A 24,523-nucleotide genomic window follows, 5' to 3' on the forward strand; every position below is an offset into this window, starting at 1 on the left:
CGATCCACCGTTTGAACAATGGGGGGACGCAGGAGGATAGTGACGCATGCGGATGGAAGTGCATGTGTAAGTTTCGAGACCGTCTGATTGGCAAATCCGTCAGGCACCAAAGTCGAGGAACGATGCGGAGTCCCGTAGGGACGAAGGTCACGATTTCACACTGCCAAGAAAAGCCTCTAGTGAGGTGGAAGGTGCCAGTACCGTAAACCGACACAGGTAGGCGGGATGAGAATTCTAAGACGCGCGGGATAACTCTCGTTAAGGAACTCGGCAAAATGGTCCCGTAACTTCGGGAGAAGGGACGCTCTACATGAGTAGAGCCGCAGTGAATAGGCCCAAACGACTGTTTAGCAAAAACACAGGTCTCTGCTAAATCGCAAGATGACGTATAGGGGCTGACGCCTGCCCGGTGCTGGAAGGTTAAGGGGATGGGTTAGCGCAAGCGAAGCTTTGAACCGAAGCCCCAGTAAACGGCGGCCGTAACTATAACGGTCCTAAGGTAGCGAAATTCCTTGTCGGGTAAGTTCCGACCCGCACGAAAGGCGTAACGATTTGGGCACTGTCTCAACGAGAGACCCGGTGAAATCATAGTACCTGTGAAGATGCAGGTTACCCGCGACAGGACGGAAAGACCCCATGGAGCTTTACTACAGCCTGATATTGAGGCTTTGTGCATGATGTACAGGATAGGCGGGAGACGTCGAGACCGGAGCGCCAGCTTCGGAGGAGTCACCCTTGGGATACCGCCCTTCATGCATAGAGTCTCTAACTCGCAGCCGTCATCCGGCTGGAGGACCGTGTCAGGCGGGTAGTTTGACTGGGGCGGTCGCCTCCTAAACAGTAACGGAGGCGCCCAAAGGTTCCCTCAGAATGGTTGGAAATCATTCGTAGAGCGCAAAGGCAGAAGGGAGCTTGACTGCGAGACCTACAAGTCGAGCAGGGACGAAAGTCGGGCTTAGTGATCCGGTGGTTCCGCATGGAAGGGCCATCGCTCAACGGATAAAAGCTACCCTGGGGATAACAGGCTGATCTCCCCCAAGAGTCCACATCGACGGGGAGGTTTGGCACCTCGATGTCGGCTCATCGCATCCTGGGGCTGGAGTAGGTCCCAAGGGTTGGGCTGTTCGCCCATTAAAGCGGTACGCGAGCTGGGTTCAGAACGTCGTGAGACAGTTCGGTCCCTATCCGTCGTGGGCGCAGGAAATTTGAGGAGAGCTGTCCTTAGTACGAGAGGACCGGGATGGACGCACCGCTGGTGTACCAGTTGTTCCGCCAGGAGCATCGCTGGGTAGCTACGTGCGGACGGGATAAATGCTGAAAGCATCTAAGCATGAAGCCCCCTCCAAGATGAGATTTCCCTTTGAGTAATCAAGAAAGACCCCTCAGAGACGATGAGGTAGATAGGTCACGGGTGGAAGCATGGCGACATGCGGAGCTGAGTGATACTAATCGGTCGAGGCCTTGTTCTAGCAGATGATTGTTGATGACTTCAGTTTTGAGGGCGCGAGCCCGTCGTCTGGTGACGATAGCCAAGTGGTCACACCCGTTCCCATGCCGAACACGGAAGTTAAGCACTTGAACGCCGAAAGTAGTTGGGGGCTTCCCCCTGTGAGGATAGGACGTTGCCAGGCAATTCTTTTTATTTATTCCGCAATAGCTCAGTGGTAGAGCAACCGGCTGTTAACCGGTAGGTCGTAGGTTCAAATCCTACTTGCGGAGCCAATGGCCCGTTGGTCAAGCGGTTAAGACACCGCCCTTTCACGGCGGTATCACGGGTTCGATTCCCGTACGGGTCACCATTTTTATTTTTTTGCCGGTGTAGCTCAGCTGGTAGAGCAACTGACTTGTAATCAGTAGGTCGCGGGTTCGACTCCTGTTGCCGGCACTGTTTTTTTAATTGTATAGTTCCTAGACAAACTGGGGGGGTAGCGAAGTGGCTAAACGCGGCGGACTGTAAATCCGCTCCCTCGGGTTCGGCGGTTCGAATCCGCCCCCCCCCACCATGTCGAGCCATTAGCTCAGTTGGTAGAGCATCTGACTTTTAATCAGAGGGTCGCAGGTTCGAATCCTGCATGGCTCATATTTTGCGGAAGTAGTTCAGTGGTAGAATACGACCTTGCCAAGGTCGGGGTCGCGGGTTCGAATCCCGTCTTCCGCTTTTTATGTTTTTGGGGCCTTAGCTCAGCTGGGAGAGCGCCTGCCTTGCACGCAGGAGGTCAGCGGTTCGATCCCGCTAGGCTCCACCAAATTTTGCTTAAAGATCTTAAGCGAGTTTCGTTCGTCTTAAGTTTTTTTATACTTGAAATGCCTGCAATTCATGTACGTACGCGAAAGCACTGTGAGAAACTCTCACAGTGCTTTTTTGTCGTCTGATCTTGTATAATCATGCGTCATCGTGTTGAGTTGAACCACCGTCTTGTTACCGCTTACAATTAAGGCAACTTACTAAGTAAAGGGGAACACGTCGATGAACATTGCATATATCAGCGTACCGTATCGTTATGGTCAAGGAAAACCGGGGACAGAGCAAGGACCAGCTGCTGTTGAACAAGCAGGACTACTCGAAACATTGGCAGTACACGGACAAGAAGCAGTTCGCTATGGGGAAGCGGCTGTTTTGTCTGAAGATGCTGTCCGGGAAGAAGATCCGCAGCTGAAACGTCTGGAAGGCGTTGTCCATACGACAAACGATTTGCACTTACTTGTACGTGAGGCGCTGACAGAGCAACGTTTTCCGTTACTCGTCGGAGGGGATCACAGCATGGCAATCGGAACGATCGCCGGTCTGCGGCAAGTCGTACCGCGTCTCGGTGTCATCTGGTTTGATGCACACGGGGACTTGAATACACCTGAGACTTCTCCATCTGGTAACATTCATGGAATGCCGCTTGCTGTCGCGTTAGGGGAAGGACATCAGCGGTTAACGGAGATCGGCGGCAGTGAGGTCAAACTGCAACCGGAACACCTCGTCTTTATCGGTTTACGCGATGTGGATGCAGGAGAACAGGAACTGATTGACCGTCTTGGTATTCGTGTCTATGATATGGAAGCGATTCGGACACGCGGGATGGATGCCATCATGGAAGAAGCAGTTGCCTATTTAAAAGAAACCACGGATGCGTTTTATCTCAGTTTCGACATGGACGGGCTCGATCCAAGCCTTGTCGAAGGAACCGGGACACGGGTCGCAGACGGAATTATGCTCGACGATGCGCAGACGGTCCTACGTCATTGTGCAGAGCAGGACGAGTTCATCGCGGCAGAATTCGTAGAAGTGAATCCATTGCTCGAAGAAGGAAACGGGACAGCGATTCTTGCAAATGAGTTGATTGGAAACTTGCTCCAGTATATGCGGACCCATCGTTTAGTAAAATAATGGATAGAACTTGAACTCTTTTCGTCAGGGTTCAAGTTTTTTTTGTTACAATTCAAATTGAGATGAAACATTTGTTGGTCGACTCCGTATAAGAGATTGACCGCATAGAGCGGGGGGTATTTAAAGTGGAAGAAACAACACTACGCTTGATTGAGCGAGTGAAGCAGGGAGACCGTGATGCATTCGCGGCACTTGTTGATCTATATAAAGAAGGGGCTTTTTTAGTCGCCTTCCGTGTCTTACGGGATCGAATGGAAGCAGAAGATGCTACACAAGAAGCCTTCATCCGCGTCTTTACAAAAATTGAATCGTATAATGCCCAGTGGAAGTTCCGGACTTGGTTATATCGGATCGTGACGAATGTTTCGATTGACCGGCTCCGTAAGAAACGTCCGGATTATTCCCTTGACGCTGAGATGTCAGGGACTGAAGGACTAACGTTGTATTCCCAGCTCGAAAGCAAGGATCAGTTGCCGGAGGATCAAGTCATTGATTCGGAACAACGACAAGATGTGGGAGAGGCGATCGCCGGCTTGCCGGAAAAATACCGGGTTCCACTTGTTTTGAAATACATTGAAGATCTTTCACTCAAAGAAATCAGTGAGATGATCGATTTACCCGTCGCTACAGTTAAAACCAGAATTCATCGGGGACGCGAAGCGCTGAAAAAGCATTTCGGCAAACGATGAGATGAGAAGGAGGCACTCACCATGACACGAGAAAAAGTGTATGAACGGATACAGGATTATTTAGACCAAAACCAACCTCCAGAAGACTTCAAACGACTTGAAGCGGAGTTACGGGAAGCGAATGCGATGGACGAGTTCGAAGAGTATCGGCTCCTCGATGCAGAGTTACGCGCGCTTTCAGCACCCAAGCTTTCGGCGGATTTTACATCCCGCGTGCTGGCACAATTGCCCGAACAGGTGGACCAACCGAATGTGACTCCGCTTAGGAAAACATCCCGTTTTGGCGGGAAAATGAAGCAGTACCCGTTGCTTGCTGCAGCTTCGATTTTCATGTTACTGTCTGTCGGCAGTCTTGGCGGCTACCTGACACAGGAAGAACATGACTTATCGTATACGAATGTACCGGGAATCGTGGCAGAGAACGGCGAAGTCGTTGTACCGGAAGGCGTTACCGTCAACCAGGATCTTTATGTCGAAGGCGGAAATGTCCGGATTGAAGGCAAGGTCAACGGAGACGTGATGACCGTCGACGGAAAAGCATATACCGCGAGTGCCGGGAACGTCACAGGCGAAATCAAACAAATTGATCAACTCTTTGAACGGGTCTGGTACGGAATTAAACGAATCTTTGAATGAGTCAAGTGGGACGAGTCTAACTCGTCCCTTTGTGCTATAATGAAAGCTGTTTAAATCAGATGAGATAGGGGGCACGGTTGGTGAATTACTTCAACTGGCAACCACTTCAATTTCAATTGTTGAAACTGGGAGAAAACGTACATTGGTACGATTATATTAATGATGTGATTGATATCGCGGTCGTGACATTCGTCATTTACCGTCTGATGATCATTGTCAAAGGCACAAAAGCAGTTCAATTGATCAAAGGGATTTCGGTCATTTTGATCAGCTGGTTCTTAAGCGGATTCTTCGGACTGAAGACGTTACAATTTCTGCTGAACCAAATCATCACGTACGGTCTGCTCGGGATTATCATCATTTTCCAGCCAGAATTACGCCGGGGGCTGGAACATCTCGGTCGAACGAGTAAATTCTTTTCGCGGAGCGCCATCAGTGACGAAGATGAACAAGTCCGGATCGTCGATGCGCTCGTGACATCTGCTCAATACATGTCCAAACGCCGGATTGGAGCACTCGTTACGATTGAGCGGGAAACGGGTCTCAGTGAATATGTTGAGACGGGCATTCCGCTCGGATCACAAATTACGAGCCAGTTATTGATCAATCTTTTTATTCCGAATACACCACTGCATGATGGAGCGGTCATCGTCCAACAAGGGAAACTGGCAGCTGCTGCTTGTTACCTGCCGCTTTCTGAGAGTGCACATATCTCAAAGGATCTCGGGACGCGTCACCGGGCAGCAATCGGTGTCAGCGAAGTGACGGACAGCGTCACACTGGTTGTATCGGAAGAAACAGGTGGTGTTTCCCTTGCCATCAATGGTCGTTTGTACCGGGAGCTTGATGAAGCATCACTCCGGACGAAGTTACTGGAGACGATTGTCAAAGCCGAACCGACGAATACTTCCTTCTTGAATTGGATGGGGGCGAAAAAATAATGTTCGAAAAATGGTTCAATGAACGCTGGTTTCTCCGCATCGTTGCGGTTTTGCTTGCCGTCATGCTCTACCTGATGGTGGCAGGAACCAATTCGACCGTCAAAAGTGATGCGGCGAGCCTGTTGCCGATTGCCGGTCAAGGCTCAGCAAAGTTTGACGTACCGGTATCAGTCAATTATGATGAAACGCAGTGGGTCGCCTATAATATTCCAAAAACCATCGAGACGACGGTTAAAGGACCATCGAGCAGTTTGACGATGCTTCGGCTCGTTAAAGACTTTGGTCTGTCGATTGACTTGACGGGGCTGGATCCAGGGTATCACCGCGTACGACTATCTGCCGACGGGTTTGGTAAAGATGTCGAAGTGACACCAAAACAGGAAACGATTGAAGTGTTCCTTGATAAAAAAGTCACGAAAGAAGTTCCTGTTCAAGTGGCGTTGCTGAACAAAAATAAAATCGCAGAAGGATATGTTGTCGGTGAAGCACAGCCGACCCGTCAAACGGTCTCCGTGACCGGCGGGGCAGAAAAACTTCAGGCGATCACAGCAATCCAAGTTCCGATCGATGTGACGGGCCGGGCTGAGACGTTTACGGAGTCCTTTAACGTCAAGGCAACGGATGCGAACGGAAATGCCATCAGTGCTACTTATGATCCGGAACAACTGGAAGTCACAGTTCCGGTCTATAAAGAAAGTAAAACCGTTCCGATTAACGTCGAAACAAAAGATACTGTCAAGAAAGGCTACAAAGTCGTCAAGATTGTTCCCATTACGACAGAAGCCCGATTGTATGGAACAAAAGAAGAGTTGTCGCGGATTGGTTCCGTTTCGACGGAACCCGTTTCCTTAAAAGGATTAACGAAGACGGTCGATCGGACGGTCAAACTGATTGAGCCTGACAACGTGACAGCAATGGAACCAACTTCGATTACAGTCAGCATCGTCGTCGAGAAGGAAAATGCCAAAGCGACGACAGAAACTGTCGAGGATCGGGCAGAAAAAACAATTTCCGGTGTGATGGTGACATTAAACGGATTCGATGAGTCGAAGTATACGATTGATTACGAACAGACGATTGATCTCGTCGTCCGTGGAAGTGAAGCGGATCTTGAATCGATTGATGCAACAGATATTAAAGCGGTCATTGATGTGACCGGCTTAAAAGAAGGTACACACGGCTTACCGATTTCATATCAGACGTCAAAAGCGTTCGACGTTCTTCGTCCGGATCATATGGATATCACGCTCAAAGCGATTCCCCGGACATCGGTTCAAGCCAATTAAATCAACTTTTTGAAATGAGGAAATAAAACATGGGTAAGTATTTTGGAACTGACGGCGTCCGCGGCGTCGCAAACGTAGAATTGACACCTGAATTGGCATATCGTCTTGGCCGTACAGGCGGTTATGTCTTAACGAAACACGAAAGTACACGTCCAAAAGTCTTGATCGGCCGTGATACACGTGTCTCCGGACAAATGCTTGAGAATGCCTTGATTGCCGGACTCCTGTCAATCGGAGCGGAAGTCATGCGTCTTGGTGTCATCTCGACACCCGGTGTCGCGTACTTGACGAAAACAATGGATGCGACAGCGGGCGTCATGATTTCCGCGTCACACAACCCGGTCGAAGACAACGGAATCAAGTTCTTCGGTTCAGACGGCTTTAAGCTCGATGATGCGACAGAACTTGAAATCGAAGGGTTACTGGACGAAGCGGAAGATACGTTGCCGCGTCCGTCCGGCAAAGAACTCGGATTCGTCCACGATTACTATGAAGGTGCACAAAAGTACCTTCACATGTTACGCCAGACATCAGATGAAGATTTCTCAGGCATCCATGTCGCCATCGATGGTGCACACGGTGCAACCTCAAGCCTCGCACCACGACTGTTCGGTGACCTGGAAGCGGAAGTCTCGACAATCGGAACGACACCAAACGGTTTGAACATCAACGAAGGTGTCGGATCAACACACCCGGAACACCTCGCGGCATTCGTCCTTGAAAAGGGCGCACATGTCGGTCTGTCATTTGACGGTGACGGCGACCGCTTGATTGCAATCGATGAGAACGGCGAAATCGTCGACGGCGATAAAATCATGTTCATCTGCGGAAAATACCTCAATGAAATCGGCCGCTTGAAAGACAATACAATCGTTGCAACAGTCATGAGTAACCTCGGCTTCCATAAGACGGTCGCAGAACACGGCATGACAGCATTACAGACAGCAGTCGGTGATCGCTATGTCGTCGAAGAAATGCGTAAAAACAACTACACACTCGGCGGCGAGCAGTCGGGCCACATCATCTTCATGGATTACTCAACAACAGGAGACGGAATGCTTTCAGGCGTTCAACTTCTGCAAATCATGAAGGCGACAGGCAAAAAGTTGTCGGAACTTGCAGCCGAAATGCCGGTCTTCCCGCAACGTCTCGTCAACATCCGCGTGTCGGATAAAAACGGTGCGATGAACGGTCCGGCTGTTCAAGCAATCATTGCCGAAGTGGAAGCGGAAATGGCCGGCAACGGTCGGATCCTCGTCCGCGCGTCAGGGACAGAACCACTTGTCCGTGTCATGGCGGAAGCGCCGACGCAAGAAGCGTGTGACATGTACGTTGAGCGGATTGCGAACGTTGTCCGTGAAAACTACGCGTTACAGGAAAACTGAGTGAATCGGAGGGGCGGATGAATATCCGCTCCTTTTTTTGTTGGACGGATTGTCAGGGGGACTCTGTCGAAATGCTTGTTTTCCCGCGCTTTTCTCAGGCGGAACGCAAGCTAGCTGTCGTCTCTCGACAACCGGGTCTTGCCTGTTTTCCTGGTGGTCCTGTAGAAGTCGCATGAAAAATGCATTCCTGTTTCACATGATAAAGAAGCATCATCAAACGGACACAAGACAAAAAGCAAAAGCAGAGCAAAAAATAAATAAAGAGTTTTTTACAAAATCTAGGTATTAGAGGTATCGTTTAGAAAAATATCGGGAATAGTTACAAATACGTTACCTTTCTTGCTTTTTCTAAATAAAGTTCGTATGATTGTAAAGTCGGACAGAAACGGGGTCGGACAGAAATGAAAGCGCCAGGGCTGACTATGTGATAGGCAGCTGACGAGGTGGGGGTTTATCGAATCATTCGGCGGATGCCTCCCGGTACCATGTCAGTACCGTAAACTCATCTGAAATCGTTTAAGTGATTAGACGGACAGGCAGATGCGTGATGACAACTCTCGACAAGAGCCGTTTCCTCTTCAGGGAAATACTTGTAAATGGGAGAGAATGTATTATGTGCGGTATCGTAGGTATGATTGGACAGGTTAACACAAAGGAAATTTTATTAAAGGGACTCGAAAAGCTCGAGTACCGCGGTTATGATTCGGCTGGTCTTGCGTTCGTCAACGACGGCGTTCAAGTCCATAAAGAAGTCGGCCGGATTGCTGCGCTACGCGAAGTCGTTCCTGCAGAAGCAGACGGTCTTGTCGGAATCGGTCACACACGTTGGGCGACACACGGTGTCCCGAGTGTACCGAATGCTCACCCGCACCAAAGCGCTTCATCACGTTTCACACTCGTGCATAACGGTGTCATCGAAAACGATGAGCAGTTAAAAGCAGAACTCAATGTTGATTTACTCAGCGACACAGATACAGAAGTCATCGTTCAGATGATTGAAAAGAACTTTGCTGAAACAAATGACGTCGTCGAAGCATTCCGTCAAACACTTCGTGTGCTTCACGGTTCATACGCACTTGCGTTGATCGATGCTGAAAACCCGGATGTCTTGTACGTCGCTAAAAACAAATCACCGCTTCTTGTCGGTCTCGGTGACGGTACGTTCAACGTCGTCGCATCTGACGCAATGGCAATGCTTCAAGTCACGGATCAGTTCGTTGAGTTGCATGACGGCGAAATGATCATCTTGACGCGTGACAGTGTCACAATCCAGGACTTAGACGGGAACGTCAAAGAGCGTGAGGCGTATACAGCAGAAATCGATGCATCAGACATCGAAAAAGGCACGTACGCGCACTACATGCTCAAAGAAATGGACGAGCAGCCGGCTGTTATCCGGAATATCGTTCAGAAATACCAAAACGAGTCAGGCGAAATCACACTTGATCAATCGGTCCGTGATTTAGTCCTCGGACGTGACCGTGTCTACATCATCGGTTGCGGAACGAGCTATCATGCAGGATTGATTGGAAAACAATTGATCGAACAAATCGCGGGTATCCCGACAGAAGTTCACATCTCATCTGAATTCGGCTACAACATGCCACTCTTGACTGAGAAACCACTCTTCCTCTTCCTTTCACAATCAGGTGAAACAGCGGACAGTCGTGCGGTTCTCGTCGAAGCGAAAAAACTCGGTCACCCGGCACTGACAATCACGAATGTTGCAGGATCAACGTTATCACGTGAAGCAAACGCAACACTCTTGTTGCATGCAGGTCCTGAAATCGCCGTAGCGTCAACAAAAGCGTACACAGCGCAAATCGCTGTTCTCGCAGTCCTTGCGTTTGACCTTGCTCAAGCAAAAGGTGTCGACGTGAACTTCGATCTCATGAAAGAACTCGGGAAAATCTCAAGCGCAATGGAGTCCGTCATGTCACAAAAAGAACGGTTCCAAGAGATCGCTTCAGAATACTTGTCTGAATCACGCAATGCGTTCTTCATCGGTCGTGGTCAAGATGCGTATGTCGGAATGGAAGGGGCCCTTAAGCTCAAAGAAATTTCGTACATCCAAGCAGAAGGTTACGCCGGCGGCGAATTGAAACACGGTCCAATCGCTTTGATCGAAGACAACACACCGGTCATCGCCCTCGTGACACAACCACACGTTCACCTCAACAACCGAGGCAACGTCAAGGAAGTCGTCGCACGTGGTGCTAACGCGTGTGTCATCGCAGCAGAAGGTCTCGAATTGCCGACGGATGCATTCGTCATCCCAGCAGTCGAGCCGCTCCTGTCACCACTCTTGTCTGTCTTACCGCTTCAGTTGATCTCGTACTACGCGGCACTCGGCCGTGATTGCGACGTCGACAAGCCACGTAACTTGGCGAAATCGGTAACAGTTGAATAAATAAAACAGTTCATACCCTTTCAGATGTTCGAATCTGAAAGGGTATTTCTTTACATAAAAATAAGGGGAAGGTGAGTCATGTTTAACCTCTGTCTACATCATAAGAAATCAATCTGGATTCAGGCCTTTCCCAAAGCGTGTTCGAAAGACGTTCAGGCGGTCATCCGTCTTTTGCCGCACCGGTTCCTTAGACCGATCACCTGGGGGACGATTGACATCACGTTTTACGGAGAGCCATTAATTCTTCCGTCCCGGCTCTACTTAGACGAAGTAACAGAAAAAGAAATCCAGAGACTGTCCGAAACTCAACGCTGGTTGCTGTACTGCATGTACACCCGTCATCACGATGGGTTCATCCGGGAAAAATATGTTCAACGACTAAAACAGGAACAGGCAAAAACCGATTGGGTACTGCTTTATTTAATTGAACTGACAGGCGAATACGTCCGTGAGATTCTCGAACGGATCGAACCGATGCTACAGACCTGGTCCGAAGAACAGCTGAGAACTTTTGCCGCAGCAAACGATCGTTATCTGCAACGAATTGAACGACGCATCATCAGCTATTGGGACCTGCATCAGCGGACAGTCTATCCCGTGTTATGGAATTCCGATTATGTCGGCTTCCGGCTTGCTCAGTTCTATCGCACATATCGTACTCATTCTTGAAAAAAACTGCTGATTTACGGTAGGCTGAACACATAGTTTAGATCAGAAGGGGATAAAGAAATGAGAATTTTAGTAGTCGGAGCGAGTGGAACAATCGGGCAAGCCGTCGTCGCGCAATTAGGGGAGCGGCATGAAATCATCCGGGCCGGACGGACAGCAGCGGACGTCCAAGTAGACATCACGTCGGAAGCCAGCATCCGTTCGATGTAAGAAGCGGTCGGTCCGGTCGATGCTGTCGTCAGTGCGACTGGCGGGGCACACTTCGGACCGCTGACGGATTTGACACCGGCGTTAAATCAGATCGGAATCGACAGTAAGTTGAAGGGGCAGGTCAATCTCGTCCTGCTTGGTTTGGAGACGGTTCGGGATGGGGGCAGCTTTACCTTAACGACCGGTATCATGATGGACGATCCGATTCGGCAAGGCGCGTCCGCTGCTCTTGCGAACGGCGGGGTCAAAGCGTTTGTTCATGCCGCGGCGATCGAGATGCCACGGGGGATCCGGATCAACAGTGTCAGTCCAAACGTGTTGATTGAGTCACTCGAGAAGTATGGACCATTTTTCCGCGGATTCGAAGCGGTTCCGGCATCGCGTGTCGCGACAGCATTTGAAAAAAGCGTCGAAGGGGCACAGACCGGACAAAACTACGAAGTCTATTGAATCCAACAAGACCGCTCACTCGGATCAAGTGGGCGGTCTTGTTGTCAGCTCATTAAGGATTGTAAATAAAAGATATTTACCAGAACCAGTGAAATCAAGAAGCAGATAAAGAGATTAGTTAACAAAACAGGTCGTGTCATCTCACGGTTCATGATCATCTTGTCGAGAAATAGATTCACAGCCAAGACGATGGTGAAAGTTACAAAAAAGAGCGGTACTAATTCCATACATAACATCCTTTCCGTCGTCTTATTCAACGCATCAAACCGATCAAAAGTTTCGTAAAGGCTTAAAATCTCTTGTGAAAAACAGGATTTTCCAGTAGGGAAGGGAAAGAAGAGAAGGGAAAGAAGAAAGTAAAGAAACCAAAAGGAGGGACATTCAGATGCGACAAGCGGTACTCGTCATCGATTTTCAACATGTTCTTGTCGAAGGGACACCCGAAGAGTCCGGTGTGTATGCGAAGGAATCTGTCATCGGAGTCATCAATCAAGTGGTGCAAGAAGCGCGTGATCACGATCATACGATTGTCTTCATCCGAGATCTTGATGTCGCGAATGGACAAGGAGCCGGCTTTGCGGTGCACTCCTCGATTCAGATTCCGGATCAGGCAGTCACGTTCGACAAAGCCGCCACCAATTCGTTTCACGGCACGCCGTTGCTCAGTCATCTGAAAGAGCAACAGGTCGGACATATCGTCATCCTCGGCTGTAAGACGGAACACTGTATCGATACGGCTGTCCGCAGTGCAACCGTCAACGGATTTGATGTGACACTCGTTGCTGACGGACATACGACGAACGGTTCCGATGTCTTATCAGCAGAGCAGATGATTGCCCATCACAATCAAGTCTTGCACGGACACTACAATGTCGAACATTTTGCGGTGGTCCGTCCCTCAACGGAGAAGTTGTTTGAACCCATCCACAATCACTATAGAACGTAAAAAGGAGCGACCTCATGATTGAACTACGAAAAATGGAAGAAGCGGATTATCCCGCCTACGCGACACTCGTCACGGATGAGCGGGTGATGCGCTATATCACAGAACATCCCTTAACCGAAACAGAAGCCAAACGGCGGTTCGCGTCGATCATCGAGCAACAGCGGCACGACCGTCTCGGATCATACCTCGTCTATCAGGACGCTACATGGATTGGCATCGGTCATGTCACGCGGGATACAAGGCAACCGTTTGAAGCGGAACTCGGCTACATGTTATTGCCGGAACAGTGGGGTCACGGTTACGGATCATTGCTCGCCAAACGGTTGCTCGAACTGGCAACGGAACACGAATTGACCGTCGTCACGGCAACGATTGATCCGAATCATCTCGCGTCGCGAAAGATTTTGACGAATCTTGGTTTCCATTCGACGTATGTCGGACCGGTTGACGGATTACCTGGTGAAATCCTCGAGAAACGACTGGGAGAATCCTCATGACGCGCGAAGACTGGATTCAATCGTTTGATCTCGACGTCGCGGATATCTTTTCCGTCACTGACTCGTACAGTTCGGATGTTGACCGGCTGGTACTGCGAGACGGACGAACTGTGTTTTTAAAGCGTCCCTATACGGCAGACAAATGGTACCGGGAACACGGCTGGTTAACGTATTTAGCCAGTCGTGTTGCTGTGCCGAAGATTTTAATGGAGGCGCGACCAACCAAACAGACGACGGGTGCGTTTGTACTCGAAGCACTTGCCGGTTCGACGATCGAAACAGTGACACCGGCACTGGCTTCGCAAATCGGACAGTTGCATGCAACACTCCACACGTGTACAAGCGATACTTACGGCGATTTTGCCGAGGATGGCTTCAGCGCGTTTACCTCACAGGACTGGCGTGTCTTCCGGAATGCAAAAATGACGTCGTTCGAACCGGCGATTCGCCAGGTTCTCTCGCCGGACCTGTACCAGGCAACCTTTAAAGAATTGAACCGACGTGAACGGGAGTTGCCAGAACCGTCTCGCCCTGTCGCGGTCCATCTCGATTTCCGGCTCGGCAACTTGCTCGCAGACGGGGGAAATCTTACTGGATTGATTGACTTTGAAACCTCACGTTTCGGGGCGACGGAAATTGATTTTACGAAACTTGACCGGGATGTATTCCAAGGTGGCAGTGCCCTGCTTGATGCGTATCAAGGCGGATACGGAAAAATTCGGACACCGGAACCGATTGAAGTTTATTTGCCGTACTACCGTCTGTTTGAAGCACTGACGGGAATCGGTTGGTGTGTCCAGCGGGGACTGGAGCATCACCAACAGTTTTTCAATCACAACTATTCCCGTGTACTGGTCGAGTTGGAACGGACGAGCATATTCGAAGAACGTTAAAAGACGTTGTTTGACGTGCGAACCGCTATACTTGTGGAAATGATGCAAGTAGAGGGGGAAGTTCGGATGGAACAACAAAAACGGATCGGGATCATTGGCGGCGGACTCGCGGGCGTATTTGCGGCTCGTCAATTGATGACGGAAGGTTATGCGGTCGAGATCATCGAAAAAAGCCAAAGTGTCGGGGGACGGATGGCGACGAGACGGATCGACCAGGGAACAGCGGATCATGGGGCTGTCTTCTTTACGGTCCGGACGGACGAGTTAGCGCAGGAAGTCGACGAATGGCTGGAACAGGGACTAATCCGAAAATGGTTCGGGGATGACTTTCCCCGCTATATTGCGGTCAACGGGATGAATCAGCTGGTCCAATCGATTGCCCGTGGGATTCCGGTTCATTTAAATGAACAGGTCGAAAGGATTTTGGCAGAAGGACCGGCTCTTCAGACCACGGCAGCGGCACAGACACGGACGTATGATGCGATTCTGCTGACGGCACCGGTTCCACAAGCCTATGACTTGCTCGCAGCCTCACCGTTAATGCTGGTGGAGTCCGATCACGCCCGTCTCGGGAAAGTGACGTTCGAGCCGACGTTCGTCGGATTGTTTGAGCTGGAGAAATCGCCCAATCTCGGAGAAGTCGGTTTGCTCGACGACGGTCTTGTATCCGGAATGCTGAAAATCGTCAACAATGCGCAAAAAGAAGTGTCGGCGACACCGCTTCTGAGTGTCTACATGGCCGGTGACTGGAGTGAAGTCTGGTATGACAAAGGAGAAGACGCGACGCTTGGGGAAATCGAACGGTTGTTGCAGGAACAACTCGGACCGGTCAAAGTGATTTCCAAGCAGTTGAAGCGTTGGCGGTATGCGCAGGCACGTGATGTCTTCCGTACACCTTACCTGAAGCTCGATCAGCATCCGCTCTGGTTGGCTGGTGATGCCTTCCTCGATCCGAAAGACACGTCTGGTCGGACACGGGTCGAAAGTGCCGTCATTTCCGGTTTGCGTGTTGCGTCAGCCCTGGATGCACACTTTAAAGCAGTCCTGACAGAACAGTGAGTGAAAAAGAGCGATTTCCGTTAGTGGAAGTCGCTCTTTTGATGATTACGATTCAGGTGGAAAATGCTGATTACTCCAAGTCGCCATCTGATCGAGGATCGGCAGAAAACTGTGTCCGATTTCTGTTAAGGAATATTCAACTTTCGGCGGGACTTCCCGGTATACTTTTCGATGAATGATTCCATCTGCTTCAAGTTCCCGTAATTGCCGTGTTAAAATACCTTTTGAAATCCCAGGCAACAGGTGTTCGAGTTCATGAAACCGTTTTGTTCCGGTGCTGAGATGCCAAAGCAAGAGGATTTTCCACTTGCCGGCCATGATGGTCTGGGCTCGGGTAACGGGACACGCCGTCCGTTGTGAAAGCGAAGAGTCAGTTGTCGAAGCTGGATTCATCGGGAATTCCTCCTATAGTTCGGTTTGTATGACCTGGTATCGAAAAAGTGCCTACTCCTCACAGTGTACCACCTGTAATACAATTGGATACAGGTAGAAACTTATTAAAAAAGGAGCTTACGTCCATGAAATTACTTGTGACCGGTGCAACCGGAAAATTAGGAGCTAAAATTATCGAGCAACTCTTAACGAAAATTGAAGCGGAGAATGTAATCGTCAGTGTCCGTGACCCGAAAAAAGCAAATGAGCTGGCTTCACGCGGTATTGAAGTCCGTCACGGCGATTTTGATGCGCCGGATACGTTACAACAAACTTTTGCAGGCGTCGACCGACTCCTGATCATTTCGACCGACGGCGAAGAGGCGACACGGATCCGTCAACATACAGCAGCTGTCGAGGCAGCTAAAGCAGCGGGAGTCGGGTTGATTGCTTACACGAGTATCGCCAACGCGGAAGCCAGTCAAAATTTCTTGGCCCGCACGCATCAAGTGACGGAACAGTTAATTCGCGAAACAGGGATTCCATTCCTGTTTTTCCGCAACAACTGGTACCTGGAGAATGAACAGTCGACGATCGATGCCGTCCGTGCCGGCCAGGATTGGTTGACGAGTGCCGGAAACGGTACAGTTGGTTGGGCGCTCCAGGAAGATTATGCGGAAGCCATCGCGACCGTCTTGGTTGATCCGAAGCCAACAAAATCAATTTATGAACTGTCGGGACCTCTCCATACGCAACAAGAGATTGCAGAAGCACTTGGACAGGTCCTTGGTCGTCCGGTGCAGGTGAAGCAAGTCGACAGCGCGACCTATACGGCAATCATGCAGCAAGCGGGAGTTCCAGAGTTTTTACTGCCGATGTTACAGGCGATTCAAGAAGGTATTGCGACCGGAACGCTGGCAGTTGAGAGTCAGGATTTTGAACATATCCTGGGCCGGCCACCGGTTTCACTCGAAGACGGCTTGCGGCAACTTGTCTAAAGATAAGTTCATCTGAACGTTTCTTCTTGAGGTACTTTGGGTAAATATTCCTTAAGTACTTAAAACGAGGGGGATTACTATGGACATAAAAAAATACCGTGTAACACCGGGCGAATCGATTCATTTGTCGGATTATCCGACGTCAGATGACAACCGGATTGCAGAGGATGAGTTACTGGATCAGCACATCCCGAAAAGTGTCGAGGAACTAAAGGAACTCCACTGGCGTCTGCATGCCGAAGAGAAAAACGGCGTTCTTGTCATCCTGCAAGCGATTGATGCCGGCGGAAAAGATGAAGCCATCAGCTATATCTTCTCGAATCTCAACGCCCAAGGCCTGCGGACACTGTCCGTCAAAAAACCGTCAGATACGGAGAAAAAGCATGATTATCTCTGGCGGATTCACGAAGGCTTGCCGGAAAAAGGGGAAGTCGGTATCCTGAACCGCTCGTATTATGAAGAAGTCATCGCACCGCGGATCCATGATTTACTGGAAGAAGAGGAAGTCCCGGACGATCAGGACGTTTGGAAGATGCGTTACCGTCAAATCAATGATTTTGAACGTTATCTCGTCGAAAACGGCTTCCGCGTCGTCAAGTTTTTGTTTAATGTCTCAAAAGACGAGCAGAAAAAGCGCTTGCTCGAACGGATTAAAGATCCGAAGAAAAACTTTGAGTTTTCGTTCAGTGATGTCGAGGAACGGGAGCATTGGGATGAATATCAGGACATCTTTGCCGAGCTCGTCACGCATACGTCAACGGAGCACGCACCTTGGCATGTCTTACCGGCAGACGATGAATGGTTTACCCGTTACATCGTGACGGAGGTCATGAATGATGTTCTGCGTGAAATCGATCCGCAGTATCCGAAACTGACGGATGAGGATCAGGAAAAACTCGATGAAGCGATTAAAAAGCTGGAAAACGAATAAGAATAAGCGGCTGACAGAACTGTCAGTTCTCAAATGAAGGGGGCAGATTTTACGATCTGTCTCCTTTATTGTGCTGAAAAATGGATTCCTTTTTAAAGATCGCTGTTATAATCAAGTGGAAGAATCGATCAAGTACTGGAGGAATCAGCATGAATGAATACCCGAATTGTCCGAACTGCGGTTCAGCGTATACATATGAAGACGGGAATGTATTCGTGTGTCCGGAATGCGCCCATGAATGGACGGCGGATGACGCGGCAGCGGCAGAAGAATCCACTGTCATCCGGGATGCAAATGGGAATGTATTGAACGATGGTGATACAATTACGGTCATTAAAGACTTAAAAGTGAAGGGCACGTCGCTTGTCGTCAAACAAGGGACCCGTGTCAAAGGGATCCGTCTCGTCGACGGGGATCATGACATCGATTGCAAGATTGATGGACTCGGTGCGATGAAGTTGAAGTCGGAGTTCGTTAAGAAAATCTAAGCATGTACCGCCTGTCTGACGACGAGGCGGTTTTTTTCATGGGAAAAGATATAAGTTTCCTTTCAGGACAAATGTCCTTTATCATTCAGGGAGGCTTCGTTTAAATGGAAGTATGAAAATCAAGAAGAGGAGGGACAACGATGCGTGGCATTCTTTTTGCAATCAGCGGCGGTTTTTTTCTGACCCTGCAAAGCGTCGCCAATGCCCGAATCAGCAACAGCATCGGCACATGGCAAGCAGCGACCCTGACGCAGATGACCGGTTTTGTCGTCGCGTTACTGATTACGTTGATCTTACGCGACCGGACGTTCCGGCAGATGAAAGACGTGAAAGTCCTGTATTTATCCGGCGGGACACTTGCAGCAGCGGTCTTATTCAGTAACATGACAGCTGTTCATTTGATGGGTGTGACGTTGACGATTTCGTTATTCCTGATTGCCCAGCTTGGTCTGGCGCTGGTGATCGATTGGAACGGCTGGTTCGGAATGATGAAACGGCGGTTGCAGTTGCCGCAAGTCATCGGCATTTTGATGATGATCGGCGGCGTGCTGATCTTGAAATGGTAAGGGGGCACTAACGTGGAACAAGCACAACTGGATGAATATTTGGACCGGTTTCAGTTGACGGACGTCTTTGCCGGCGGCTTGCGTGATCATTTACAACCGGTCGCCTTTCAGGCCGGCGACTGGCTGTGCCGTCAAGGCGACGCGGCGGATCGGATGTACTTGTTACTCGAGGGGAAACTGAAGATTACCCATATGTCGGCGACCGGAAAACGGCTTGTCTTATCGTTTAAGCATCCGTTTGATCTGGTCGGCGATATCGAATACGTCCGACGGACCCCATTGATGAACACAGTCGAAGCGGTCACGCCGGTCAAAGCCGTCAGCATCTCCTATGCGGCACTCGAGCAAAAGGGTGCTGACAATCCGGCACTGCTCCGGTTTTTACTTGAGACGATTACGATGAAGTTTGAGCTGAAATCACACTCGATGAGCTTTAATCTGCTGTATCCGGTCGAGGTCCGGCTTGCCAGTTATCTCTTATCGATGACACCGGAAACACCGACGTTACCAGTCAGTGATTTGGTTGATGCGGCGGATTTAATCGGCACGAGTTATCGCCACCTGAACCGTGTCCTGCGGCAGTTCAGTCAGGACGGCTTGATTGAGCGGACGAACCGGATGATTACGATTATCGACCGGGCGGGTCTGACAGAACGGATCGGCGAAAGTATTTATGAGTGAGGAGGAAACAAGATGACACTTGGAATAGTTCTGGCTTTATTCGGCGGAATGATGGTCTGTATTCAGAATACGTTTAATGCCAAGGTCAAGGAACGGGTCGGGGCATGGGCGACGACGACGCTTGTCCTCGGACTCGGATTCCTGGCCTCGCTGACGATCGGACTGCTTGTTGAAGGCGGCGGTCTCTTTTCGACGAGCGGGATGGAACCGTGGTTTTGGTTCAGCGGCATCATCGGAGTCGGCGTCGTTTTGTGCGTAACGCAAGGGGTGCAGCAGCTTGGACCGAGTTATGCAATCTCAATCGTCATGGTTTCACAAATCCTGTTTGCCTTGCTGTGGGATACGCTCGGCTGGTTCGGTCTTGATCAAGTAGCGTTCACCTGGACGAAAGCTGTCGGCGTTGTTTTGATCGGCGGCGGTGTTTTATTGTTCCAACTCGGCGGCAAGTTAACCGAACGACGGATGTTACGAAAAGGAGCCTAATACATGAATTACACGACTTTATTATTTGATATCGATCATACCTTGCTTGATTTTGATGCGACGGAACGCTCTGCTTTACGACAATTGTTTGAAGACGAGCAGCTCGAGTGGACAGAAGAGCGGGAAGCCCGTTACCGGACAATCAACCGCTGCTTATGGCAGGCACTTGAACGGGGCGAGGTAACACGGCAGGAAGTGATCACGTCACGTTTTGTGGCGTTTTTTGCCGAGCAGGGCCGTACGGTCGACGGCAGTCGAATGGATACGCGCTACCGTGCGTACTTGAGTCAAGGGACGGAACTGATTGCAGGGGCAATCGAGTTGCTCGAATCACTCAAAGGCAAGTATCAGCTGTATGTCGTGACGAACGGTGTTGCGGCGACGCAACGGGATCGGCTCAAAGGATCCGGTTTGGCTCCTTATTTTGACGGAATTTTTGTCTCGGAAGAAACCGGTTATCAAAAACCGATGCCAGCCTTTTTTGATTACGTGTTTGAGCGGATGCCGGACACGACGCGCAATCAGGCGTTGATCATCGGCGACTCGTTGACGGCAGATATTCAGGGCGGCATCTTGGCAGGAATTGCAACATGTTGGTTTAATCCCGGTCATGCCACTGCTTCGGCGGAACTGACGCCGACCTACATGATCGAGCGGCTTGATCAGCTTGTGACGCTGCTTGGGACGAAAGAGGTAGTTCGGACAACCTCGAAATGAAATCTAAGTAATGAGATGGATTTAACATATCCTGGATACCATCCGATAATAATGAAAAGATTACGAAAGGAGGCGATCATGGTGAACATGACGCAAACAAAACAGGAAACGGGGCGCGATGCGTAACCCGTTTTCTAAAAAACGGGGGAATGGATATGCAGATTGAATTACGCCCAGTCACGCACGAGAACTGGGAAGCGTGCTGTGCGCTTGAATTGACGGCGGAACAACAGGGATTCTTAGAACCGAACGTCTACTCGATTGCTCAGGCTGGTTTTGAGCCGACGCTCGTCATGCGGACGGTTTATGCAGCGAATGAGTTAGCCGGATTTTTGATGTACAATTCGGAACGGGAAGAACTGGACGGCTACTGGATTTACCGGTTGATGATTGACCGGCGCCATCAAGGTTCAGGTATCGGCCGGGAAGCAGTCCGTTTGTTGCTTGCAGAGATGCAACAGCTTCCGGAAGCGACGTGTATCGTCGTCGGTTACCGTCCGGACAATCAAGCAGTGCACCGTCTGTATGAACGACTTGGATTTATCGATCACGGTGACCGGTTCGGAAAAGAGATGGCAGTCCGGTACACGTTTTAAGCAGTAAGATCTTAGCCTCGCTAAGGTCTTTTTTAGTGGAATGGATATTTTTTGAAACCTTTTCATACATTCGACGCTCTAATGGGTAAAAGGAGGGAACGGAATTGGACTTACGAACGGAGCACACGGAGCTTGTCCGGCGTGCCATCAAGCAGGACGAGACAGCCTTTGAACAATTGATTCTCTTACATAGTGAACAGCTCTACCGGACGGCCTACGTCTATGTTAAAAACGAACAGGATGCACTCGACGTTGTCCAGGAAACGGTCTACAAGGCCTTCATTTCAATCGGACAGGTCAAAGAGCCCAAATACTTCGTGACCTGGCTGACGAAAATTCTGATTCGGAACTGTTACCGTGTCCTGAACCAACAGACAGCGGTAGCGGATCTCATTGAACAGATTCCGGTGAAGGAATCTTCGCGGGAAGAACATCTGGACTTGATTGAAGCGTTGTCGCACCTGCGAAAAGAATACCGGGATGTTTTGGTGCTCTTTTATTTTCACGATGTCCCGATGAAGGAGATTGCTTCTTTTATCGGTATCACCCTGAATACGGTCAAGACGTATCTCAAACGGGGACGGGAAGAATTGAAGAAACAGTTGGGAGGGCTTGATTATGTCGAAGCACAATCTTCAAAATGACTATAACCAGATTCCTGTACCGCAGGCCGCCTTACAGGAGCGGATTCGCCAAGGAATGGAGCAGGGAAAGCGGGATCAACAAATCAAACGACCGAAACGTCTGCGACGTCTGGTTGTCTCGACGGGACTTGCGGCATCACTGTTGATCACATCGACATTCGTCGTTCCATCTTTTGCGACGGCGATGGCAAAAGTTCCATTACTCGGTCAGATGTACCGACCGTTCCTCGAACAGGAAAACACCGGTACCGCAATTAGTCAGAAGCAACTCGCAACGAAAATCGATCAAGTCGCAAGTGACAACGGGATCGACATCCAAGTCATCGATGCCTACTACGACGGAGCAACAATCGGTATGAATCTGACAGCGACCGGCGTCCCGGATGTGAAAGCGGAAGCGCGGTCAGGATTATATGAACTGTTCAAAGGGGATAAACGGTTTGCCGGGACAGAGACGAAAGAAGTGGTTCAGTTCAAGCAGGTGAACGGTATTTGGCAAGGACGAATTGAATACACGCTCGGTGAAACCAAATTGCAAGATACGCTCCAGATTCCGATCGTGTTGACGGACGTATTTGGCGTCAATGGAAACTGGGCGTTTAACGTACCGGTTAAGCGGCTTCCTGTCAAAGAACAAGTCTATGGCACAACGGTCAAAAATCCAACCTATCAAACGGAAGTCACATTGGATAAGTTGATTCAGGGCAAAGGCAGCACCTCGTTCGACTATATAACACGCTCGCCGAAAAAAGAACGTGCCCGTGTCGAGCTGACGTTGCTTGATTCATCCGGCAAGGAAATCATCCGCAACTGGACATGGTCGACTCAGTCCGTTAAACGGACGAAAACTGGAACGGAGGCCATCGAGCAGTCACGGTTAATCTTCGGGAACTATGTGATTCCAAAAGGGAACTATCTGTTGCAGCCTTCTTTACGAATTGATCTAGAGACACAACCGATTCCGTTAACCAAGCCGTTGCCGTACCGCCAACAGTCGGAAACGCACCCGCTCAAGATGACAATCACATCGATTGAGACAACATCCGAGCAAGTCGTCGTTGAATTTTCGACGAATTCCCGTGAGTCTCGATTTGGTATGAAGCTTGATATCCGTAACTCCATGCGGTTGCTTGAAGGAACAGAACCGCCGGACGGTCGGGAAATCAAACCAAAAGTCACCGTGCTCGATGCGGATAAACAAATGTTCCGGTCGACATTCCGCCTGCCGGAACCATCCGAGCACACACGTGAAGAATATTATCTCGAAACCGGCTACAGCAATACCCTCGTCAATACACCACTTGAGTTACAACCGATTCCGTTTACGGTCGACTAACAGGAAAACCAGACCGGATGTCGAACTCCAAACGGATAGCGATTGAATAGCGATTGAATAAGGAGTGGAAAAATATGAATATACGGGCAATGACCGCAACCGATTATCCGGAGGTCGGTCGGATTTACAAACAGGGGATAAAGACGCAGAATGCGACGTTTCGAACGGAAGTACCATCGTTTGATTACTGGAATGCCCATCATCACCTGCACAGCCGGCTGGTGGCGGAAGAAGACTTGAAGGTGCTCGGTTGGGTCGCCATCAGTCCGTTTTCATCGATTCCCGCCTATCGAGGAGTAGCGGAAGTCAGTCTTTATATTGACGAAGATGCACGCGGCAAAGGAATCGGCACCGCATTGATGCAGGCTCTCATCGAAGCGAGTGAAGCGGCTGGCATCTGGACGCTGCATTCGCAAATCTTTCCGGAAAACACGGCCAGTTTGAAACTTCATCAACGGTTTGGTTTCCGGGAAGTCGGCCGGCGGGAACGGATTGGACAATTGGCAGGAGTTTGGCGGGATACGATTTTACTGGAGCGCAGAAGTCAGATTTAAAACGAAGCGAATTATATGAAAAGGGGAGATGGATGTTAGTGTCCGCCTCCCCTTTGTGTCTTAAAAATTAAAGTCATTCACTTGCTGTTAAAACAAGCGCAAAAATCTGTTCGTCCTTCTTCACATCAATATCCTCAGGACCATGGATATCTTCGAGTGAATGCGTCTCGATTTTACCACTTGTTGATACATGACGAAGCAACAGCACGTCATAATCACTCAGCGTGAAGTTCGAGCTAGGACCCGTAGTACTGAAGGCAACTGGTTTTTGTTTTAACGCTTCATGGGCACGAATACTTCCGCCCTCTAGATTCGCGCCAAAGTGAATGTATTTCGCTGAAGAGGATTGAAGGACTCGGAGTGTCGAATCGTATTTCTTTGGTTCAATTTCCATGGAAAAGAGTGTCCGTTCTTTGTGGTTCGGCAAATATTCGACGCCTTTTAACAGATAGTTTTTGTTCAGCTTACCTTTTAAGTGATAAGCAGCGATATCTTGATCATTGATTTCCGCAAAAACTTTTTCACCGGCTTTTAAATTAATGGAAGATACGGTCAATGTGTCACTTGTTGGTGATGTGCAGCCACTCAATAAGAAGGTAGCCGTCAGTAAAAAGACGCTGTATGTTTTCATGATCAGATCCTCATCTCGTAAGTAGTTATTGGTAATATTCACCAACGGATGAAAATAGACCTTCTTTTGAAGGATGATT

General features: G+C 49.6%; 25 protein-coding genes, 7 tRNA genes, 2 rRNA genes and 1 pseudogene (1 of these 35 cut by a window edge). 33 read left to right on the plus strand and 2 right to left on the minus strand.

Going from position 1 to position 24,523, the window contains the following annotated elements; genetic code table 11:
* From HNY42_RS02165 to HNY42_RS02270, 22 genes and pseudogenes are all read left to right on the plus strand, one after another.
* Window positions 1-1,469: ribosomal RNA gene (locus tag HNY42_RS02165) — 23S ribosomal RNA — on the plus strand (it extends 1,446 nt beyond the left edge of the window).
* 46 nt (window positions 1,470-1,515) lie between these two features.
* Window positions 1,516-1,631 (plus strand): 5S ribosomal RNA (gene rrf / locus HNY42_RS02170).
* A 16-nt stretch (window positions 1,632-1,647) separates the two neighbouring features.
* Window positions 1,648-1,722 (plus strand) — tRNA-Asn (locus HNY42_RS02175).
* A gap of 2 nt (window positions 1,723-1,724) precedes the next feature.
* Window positions 1,725-1,799, plus strand: a tRNA-Glu gene (locus HNY42_RS02180).
* A gap of 13 nt (window positions 1,800-1,812) precedes the next feature.
* Window positions 1,813-1,885, plus strand: a tRNA-Thr gene (locus HNY42_RS02185).
* A gap of 34 nt (window positions 1,886-1,919) precedes the next feature.
* Window positions 1,920-2,003 (plus strand) — tRNA-Tyr (locus HNY42_RS02190).
* A gap of 4 nt (window positions 2,004-2,007) precedes the next feature.
* Window positions 2,008-2,080 (plus strand) — tRNA-Lys (locus tag HNY42_RS02195).
* Between the two features lie 6 nt (window positions 2,081-2,086).
* Window positions 2,087-2,158 (plus strand) — tRNA-Gly (locus tag HNY42_RS02200).
* A gap of 12 nt (window positions 2,159-2,170) precedes the next feature.
* A tRNA-Ala gene (locus HNY42_RS02205) sits at window positions 2,171-2,246 on the plus strand.
* Window positions 2,247-2,467: 221 nt separating this feature from the next.
* Window positions 2,468-3,376: an arginase gene (gene rocF / locus HNY42_RS02210; RefSeq protein ID WP_131503189.1), complete on the plus strand. Its 909-nt coding sequence runs from the start codon at window positions 2,468-2,470 to the stop codon at window positions 3,374-3,376.
* Between the two features lie 125 nt (window positions 3,377-3,501).
* Window positions 3,502-4,065 (plus strand): RNA polymerase sigma factor SigW, encoded by a 564-nt coding sequence (gene sigW, locus HNY42_RS02215; protein ID WP_026829608.1) that lies wholly within the window; start codon window positions 3,502-3,504, stop codon window positions 4,063-4,065.
* A 21-nt stretch (window positions 4,066-4,086) separates the two neighbouring features.
* Window positions 4,087-4,701, plus strand: coding sequence for an anti-sigma factor (locus HNY42_RS02220; protein ID WP_114597232.1), 615 nt, complete (start codon window positions 4,087-4,089; stop codon window positions 4,699-4,701).
* An 80-nt stretch (window positions 4,702-4,781) separates the two neighbouring features.
* Complete coding sequence (cdaA, locus tag HNY42_RS02225) at window positions 4,782-5,642, plus strand: diadenylate cyclase CdaA (protein ID WP_119923844.1); 861 nt, start codon at window positions 4,782-4,784, stop codon at window positions 5,640-5,642.
* Window positions 5,642-6,928, plus strand: coding sequence for a CdaR family protein (locus tag HNY42_RS02230; RefSeq protein WP_131503191.1), 1,287 nt, complete (start codon window positions 5,642-5,644; stop codon window positions 6,926-6,928). Before cdaA ends, HNY42_RS02230 begins: the two co-directional genes overlap by 1 nt.
* Before the next feature lie 29 nt (window positions 6,929-6,957).
* Window positions 6,958-8,313 (plus strand): phosphoglucosamine mutase, encoded by a 1,356-nt coding sequence (glmM, locus tag HNY42_RS02235; protein ID WP_131503192.1) that lies wholly within the window; start codon window positions 6,958-6,960, stop codon window positions 8,311-8,313.
* A gap of 613 nt (window positions 8,314-8,926) precedes the next feature.
* A complete protein-coding gene (glmS, locus tag HNY42_RS02240; RefSeq protein WP_012369053.1) occupies window positions 8,927-10,723 on the plus strand; it encodes a glutamine--fructose-6-phosphate transaminase (isomerizing) in 1,797 nt (598 codons plus the stop codon).
* A gap of 78 nt (window positions 10,724-10,801) precedes the next feature.
* Window positions 10,802-11,392 (plus strand): hypothetical protein, encoded by a 591-nt coding sequence (locus HNY42_RS02245; protein ID WP_188004986.1) that lies wholly within the window; start codon window positions 10,802-10,804, stop codon window positions 11,390-11,392.
* Window positions 11,393-11,452: 60 nt separating this feature from the next.
* A pseudogene (locus HNY42_RS02250) lies at window positions 11,453-12,052 on the plus strand (short chain dehydrogenase).
* Window positions 12,053-12,437: 385 nt separating this feature from the next.
* Entirely contained in the window at window positions 12,438-12,998 is a 561-nt protein-coding gene (locus tag HNY42_RS02255) for an isochorismatase family protein (RefSeq protein WP_188004987.1), read from the plus strand.
* Window positions 12,999-13,012: 14 nt separating this feature from the next.
* The gene (locus HNY42_RS02260) at window positions 13,013-13,495 is read left to right on the plus strand and encodes a GNAT family N-acetyltransferase (RefSeq protein WP_255508410.1); all 483 of its coding nucleotides are present in this window, start codon (window positions 13,013-13,015) and stop codon (window positions 13,493-13,495) included.
* Window positions 13,492-14,388 (plus strand): phosphotransferase enzyme family protein, encoded by an 897-nt coding sequence (locus HNY42_RS02265; protein ID WP_188004988.1) that lies wholly within the window; start codon window positions 13,492-13,494, stop codon window positions 14,386-14,388. Before HNY42_RS02260 ends, HNY42_RS02265 begins: the two co-directional genes overlap by 4 nt.
* A 66-nt stretch (window positions 14,389-14,454) precedes the next feature.
* Window positions 14,455-15,447, plus strand: a complete 993-nt coding sequence (locus HNY42_RS02270; RefSeq protein WP_188004989.1) for an NAD(P)/FAD-dependent oxidoreductase — start codon at window positions 14,455-14,457, stop codon at window positions 15,445-15,447.
* Window positions 15,448-15,492: 45 nt separating this feature from the next.
* Here HNY42_RS02270 and HNY42_RS02275 read toward each other — a convergent pair whose 3' ends face one another.
* Complete coding sequence (locus HNY42_RS02275; protein ID WP_188004990.1) at window positions 15,493-15,840, minus strand: winged helix-turn-helix transcriptional regulator; 348 nt, start codon at window positions 15,838-15,840, stop codon at window positions 15,493-15,495.
* 125 nt (window positions 15,841-15,965) lie between these two features.
* Here HNY42_RS02275 and HNY42_RS02280 point away from each other — a divergent pair, with 125 nt between their 5' ends.
* From HNY42_RS02280 to HNY42_RS02330, 11 genes are all read left to right on the plus strand, one after another.
* Entirely contained in the window at window positions 15,966-16,817 is an 852-nt protein-coding gene (locus tag HNY42_RS02280; protein ID WP_188004991.1) for an SDR family oxidoreductase, read from the plus strand.
* 79 nt (window positions 16,818-16,896) lie between these two features.
* Window positions 16,897-17,748, plus strand: a complete 852-nt coding sequence (locus tag HNY42_RS02285) for a PPK2 family polyphosphate kinase (RefSeq protein ID WP_188004992.1) — start codon at window positions 16,897-16,899, stop codon at window positions 17,746-17,748.
* Window positions 17,749-17,897: 149 nt separating this feature from the next.
* Entirely contained in the window at window positions 17,898-18,236 is a 339-nt protein-coding gene (locus HNY42_RS02290) for a zinc ribbon domain-containing protein YjdM (RefSeq protein ID WP_131973445.1), read from the plus strand.
* A gap of 140 nt (window positions 18,237-18,376) precedes the next feature.
* On the plus strand, window positions 18,377-18,802 hold the full coding sequence (locus tag HNY42_RS02295; protein ID WP_131973444.1) for a DMT family transporter: 426 nt from the start codon (window positions 18,377-18,379) through the stop codon (window positions 18,800-18,802).
* A gap of 12 nt (window positions 18,803-18,814) precedes the next feature.
* Window positions 18,815-19,483 (plus strand): Crp/Fnr family transcriptional regulator, encoded by a 669-nt coding sequence (locus tag HNY42_RS02300; protein ID WP_188004993.1) that lies wholly within the window; start codon window positions 18,815-18,817, stop codon window positions 19,481-19,483.
* 12 nt (window positions 19,484-19,495) lie between these two features.
* Window positions 19,496-19,966, plus strand: coding sequence for a DMT family transporter (locus HNY42_RS02305; protein ID WP_131503202.1), 471 nt, complete (start codon window positions 19,496-19,498; stop codon window positions 19,964-19,966).
* Between the two features lie 3 nt (window positions 19,967-19,969).
* Window positions 19,970-20,683 (plus strand): YjjG family noncanonical pyrimidine nucleotidase, encoded by a 714-nt coding sequence (locus tag HNY42_RS02310; RefSeq protein WP_188004994.1) that lies wholly within the window; start codon window positions 19,970-19,972, stop codon window positions 20,681-20,683.
* 155 nt (window positions 20,684-20,838) lie between these two features.
* Window positions 20,839-21,279: a GNAT family N-acetyltransferase gene (locus tag HNY42_RS02315; RefSeq protein ID WP_188004995.1), complete on the plus strand. Its 441-nt coding sequence runs from the start codon at window positions 20,839-20,841 to the stop codon at window positions 21,277-21,279.
* A 104-nt stretch (window positions 21,280-21,383) separates the two neighbouring features.
* Window positions 21,384-21,923: a sigma-70 family RNA polymerase sigma factor gene (locus tag HNY42_RS02320; RefSeq protein ID WP_131973439.1), complete on the plus strand. Its 540-nt coding sequence runs from the start codon at window positions 21,384-21,386 to the stop codon at window positions 21,921-21,923.
* Window positions 21,898-23,259, plus strand: coding sequence for a DUF4179 domain-containing protein (locus HNY42_RS02325; protein WP_188004996.1), 1,362 nt, complete (start codon window positions 21,898-21,900; stop codon window positions 23,257-23,259). The genes HNY42_RS02320 and HNY42_RS02325 overlap by 26 nt, the downstream gene beginning before the upstream one ends.
* Window positions 23,260-23,333: 74 nt before the next feature.
* Window positions 23,334-23,813, plus strand: a complete 480-nt coding sequence (locus HNY42_RS02330) for a GNAT family N-acetyltransferase (RefSeq protein ID WP_188004997.1) — start codon at window positions 23,334-23,336, stop codon at window positions 23,811-23,813.
* 73 nt (window positions 23,814-23,886) lie between these two features.
* Here HNY42_RS02330 and HNY42_RS02335 read toward each other — a convergent pair whose 3' ends face one another.
* Window positions 23,887-24,444, minus strand: coding sequence for a putative periplasmic lipoprotein (locus HNY42_RS02335; protein WP_131503208.1), 558 nt, complete (start codon window positions 24,442-24,444; stop codon window positions 23,887-23,889).
* Window positions 24,445-24,523: the final 79 nt, after the last annotated feature.

Origin of the sequence: Exiguobacterium sp. Helios, assembly GCF_014524545.1 — a bacterium.
Classification (GTDB): domain Bacteria; phylum Bacillota; class Bacilli; order Exiguobacteriales; family Exiguobacteriaceae; genus Exiguobacterium_A.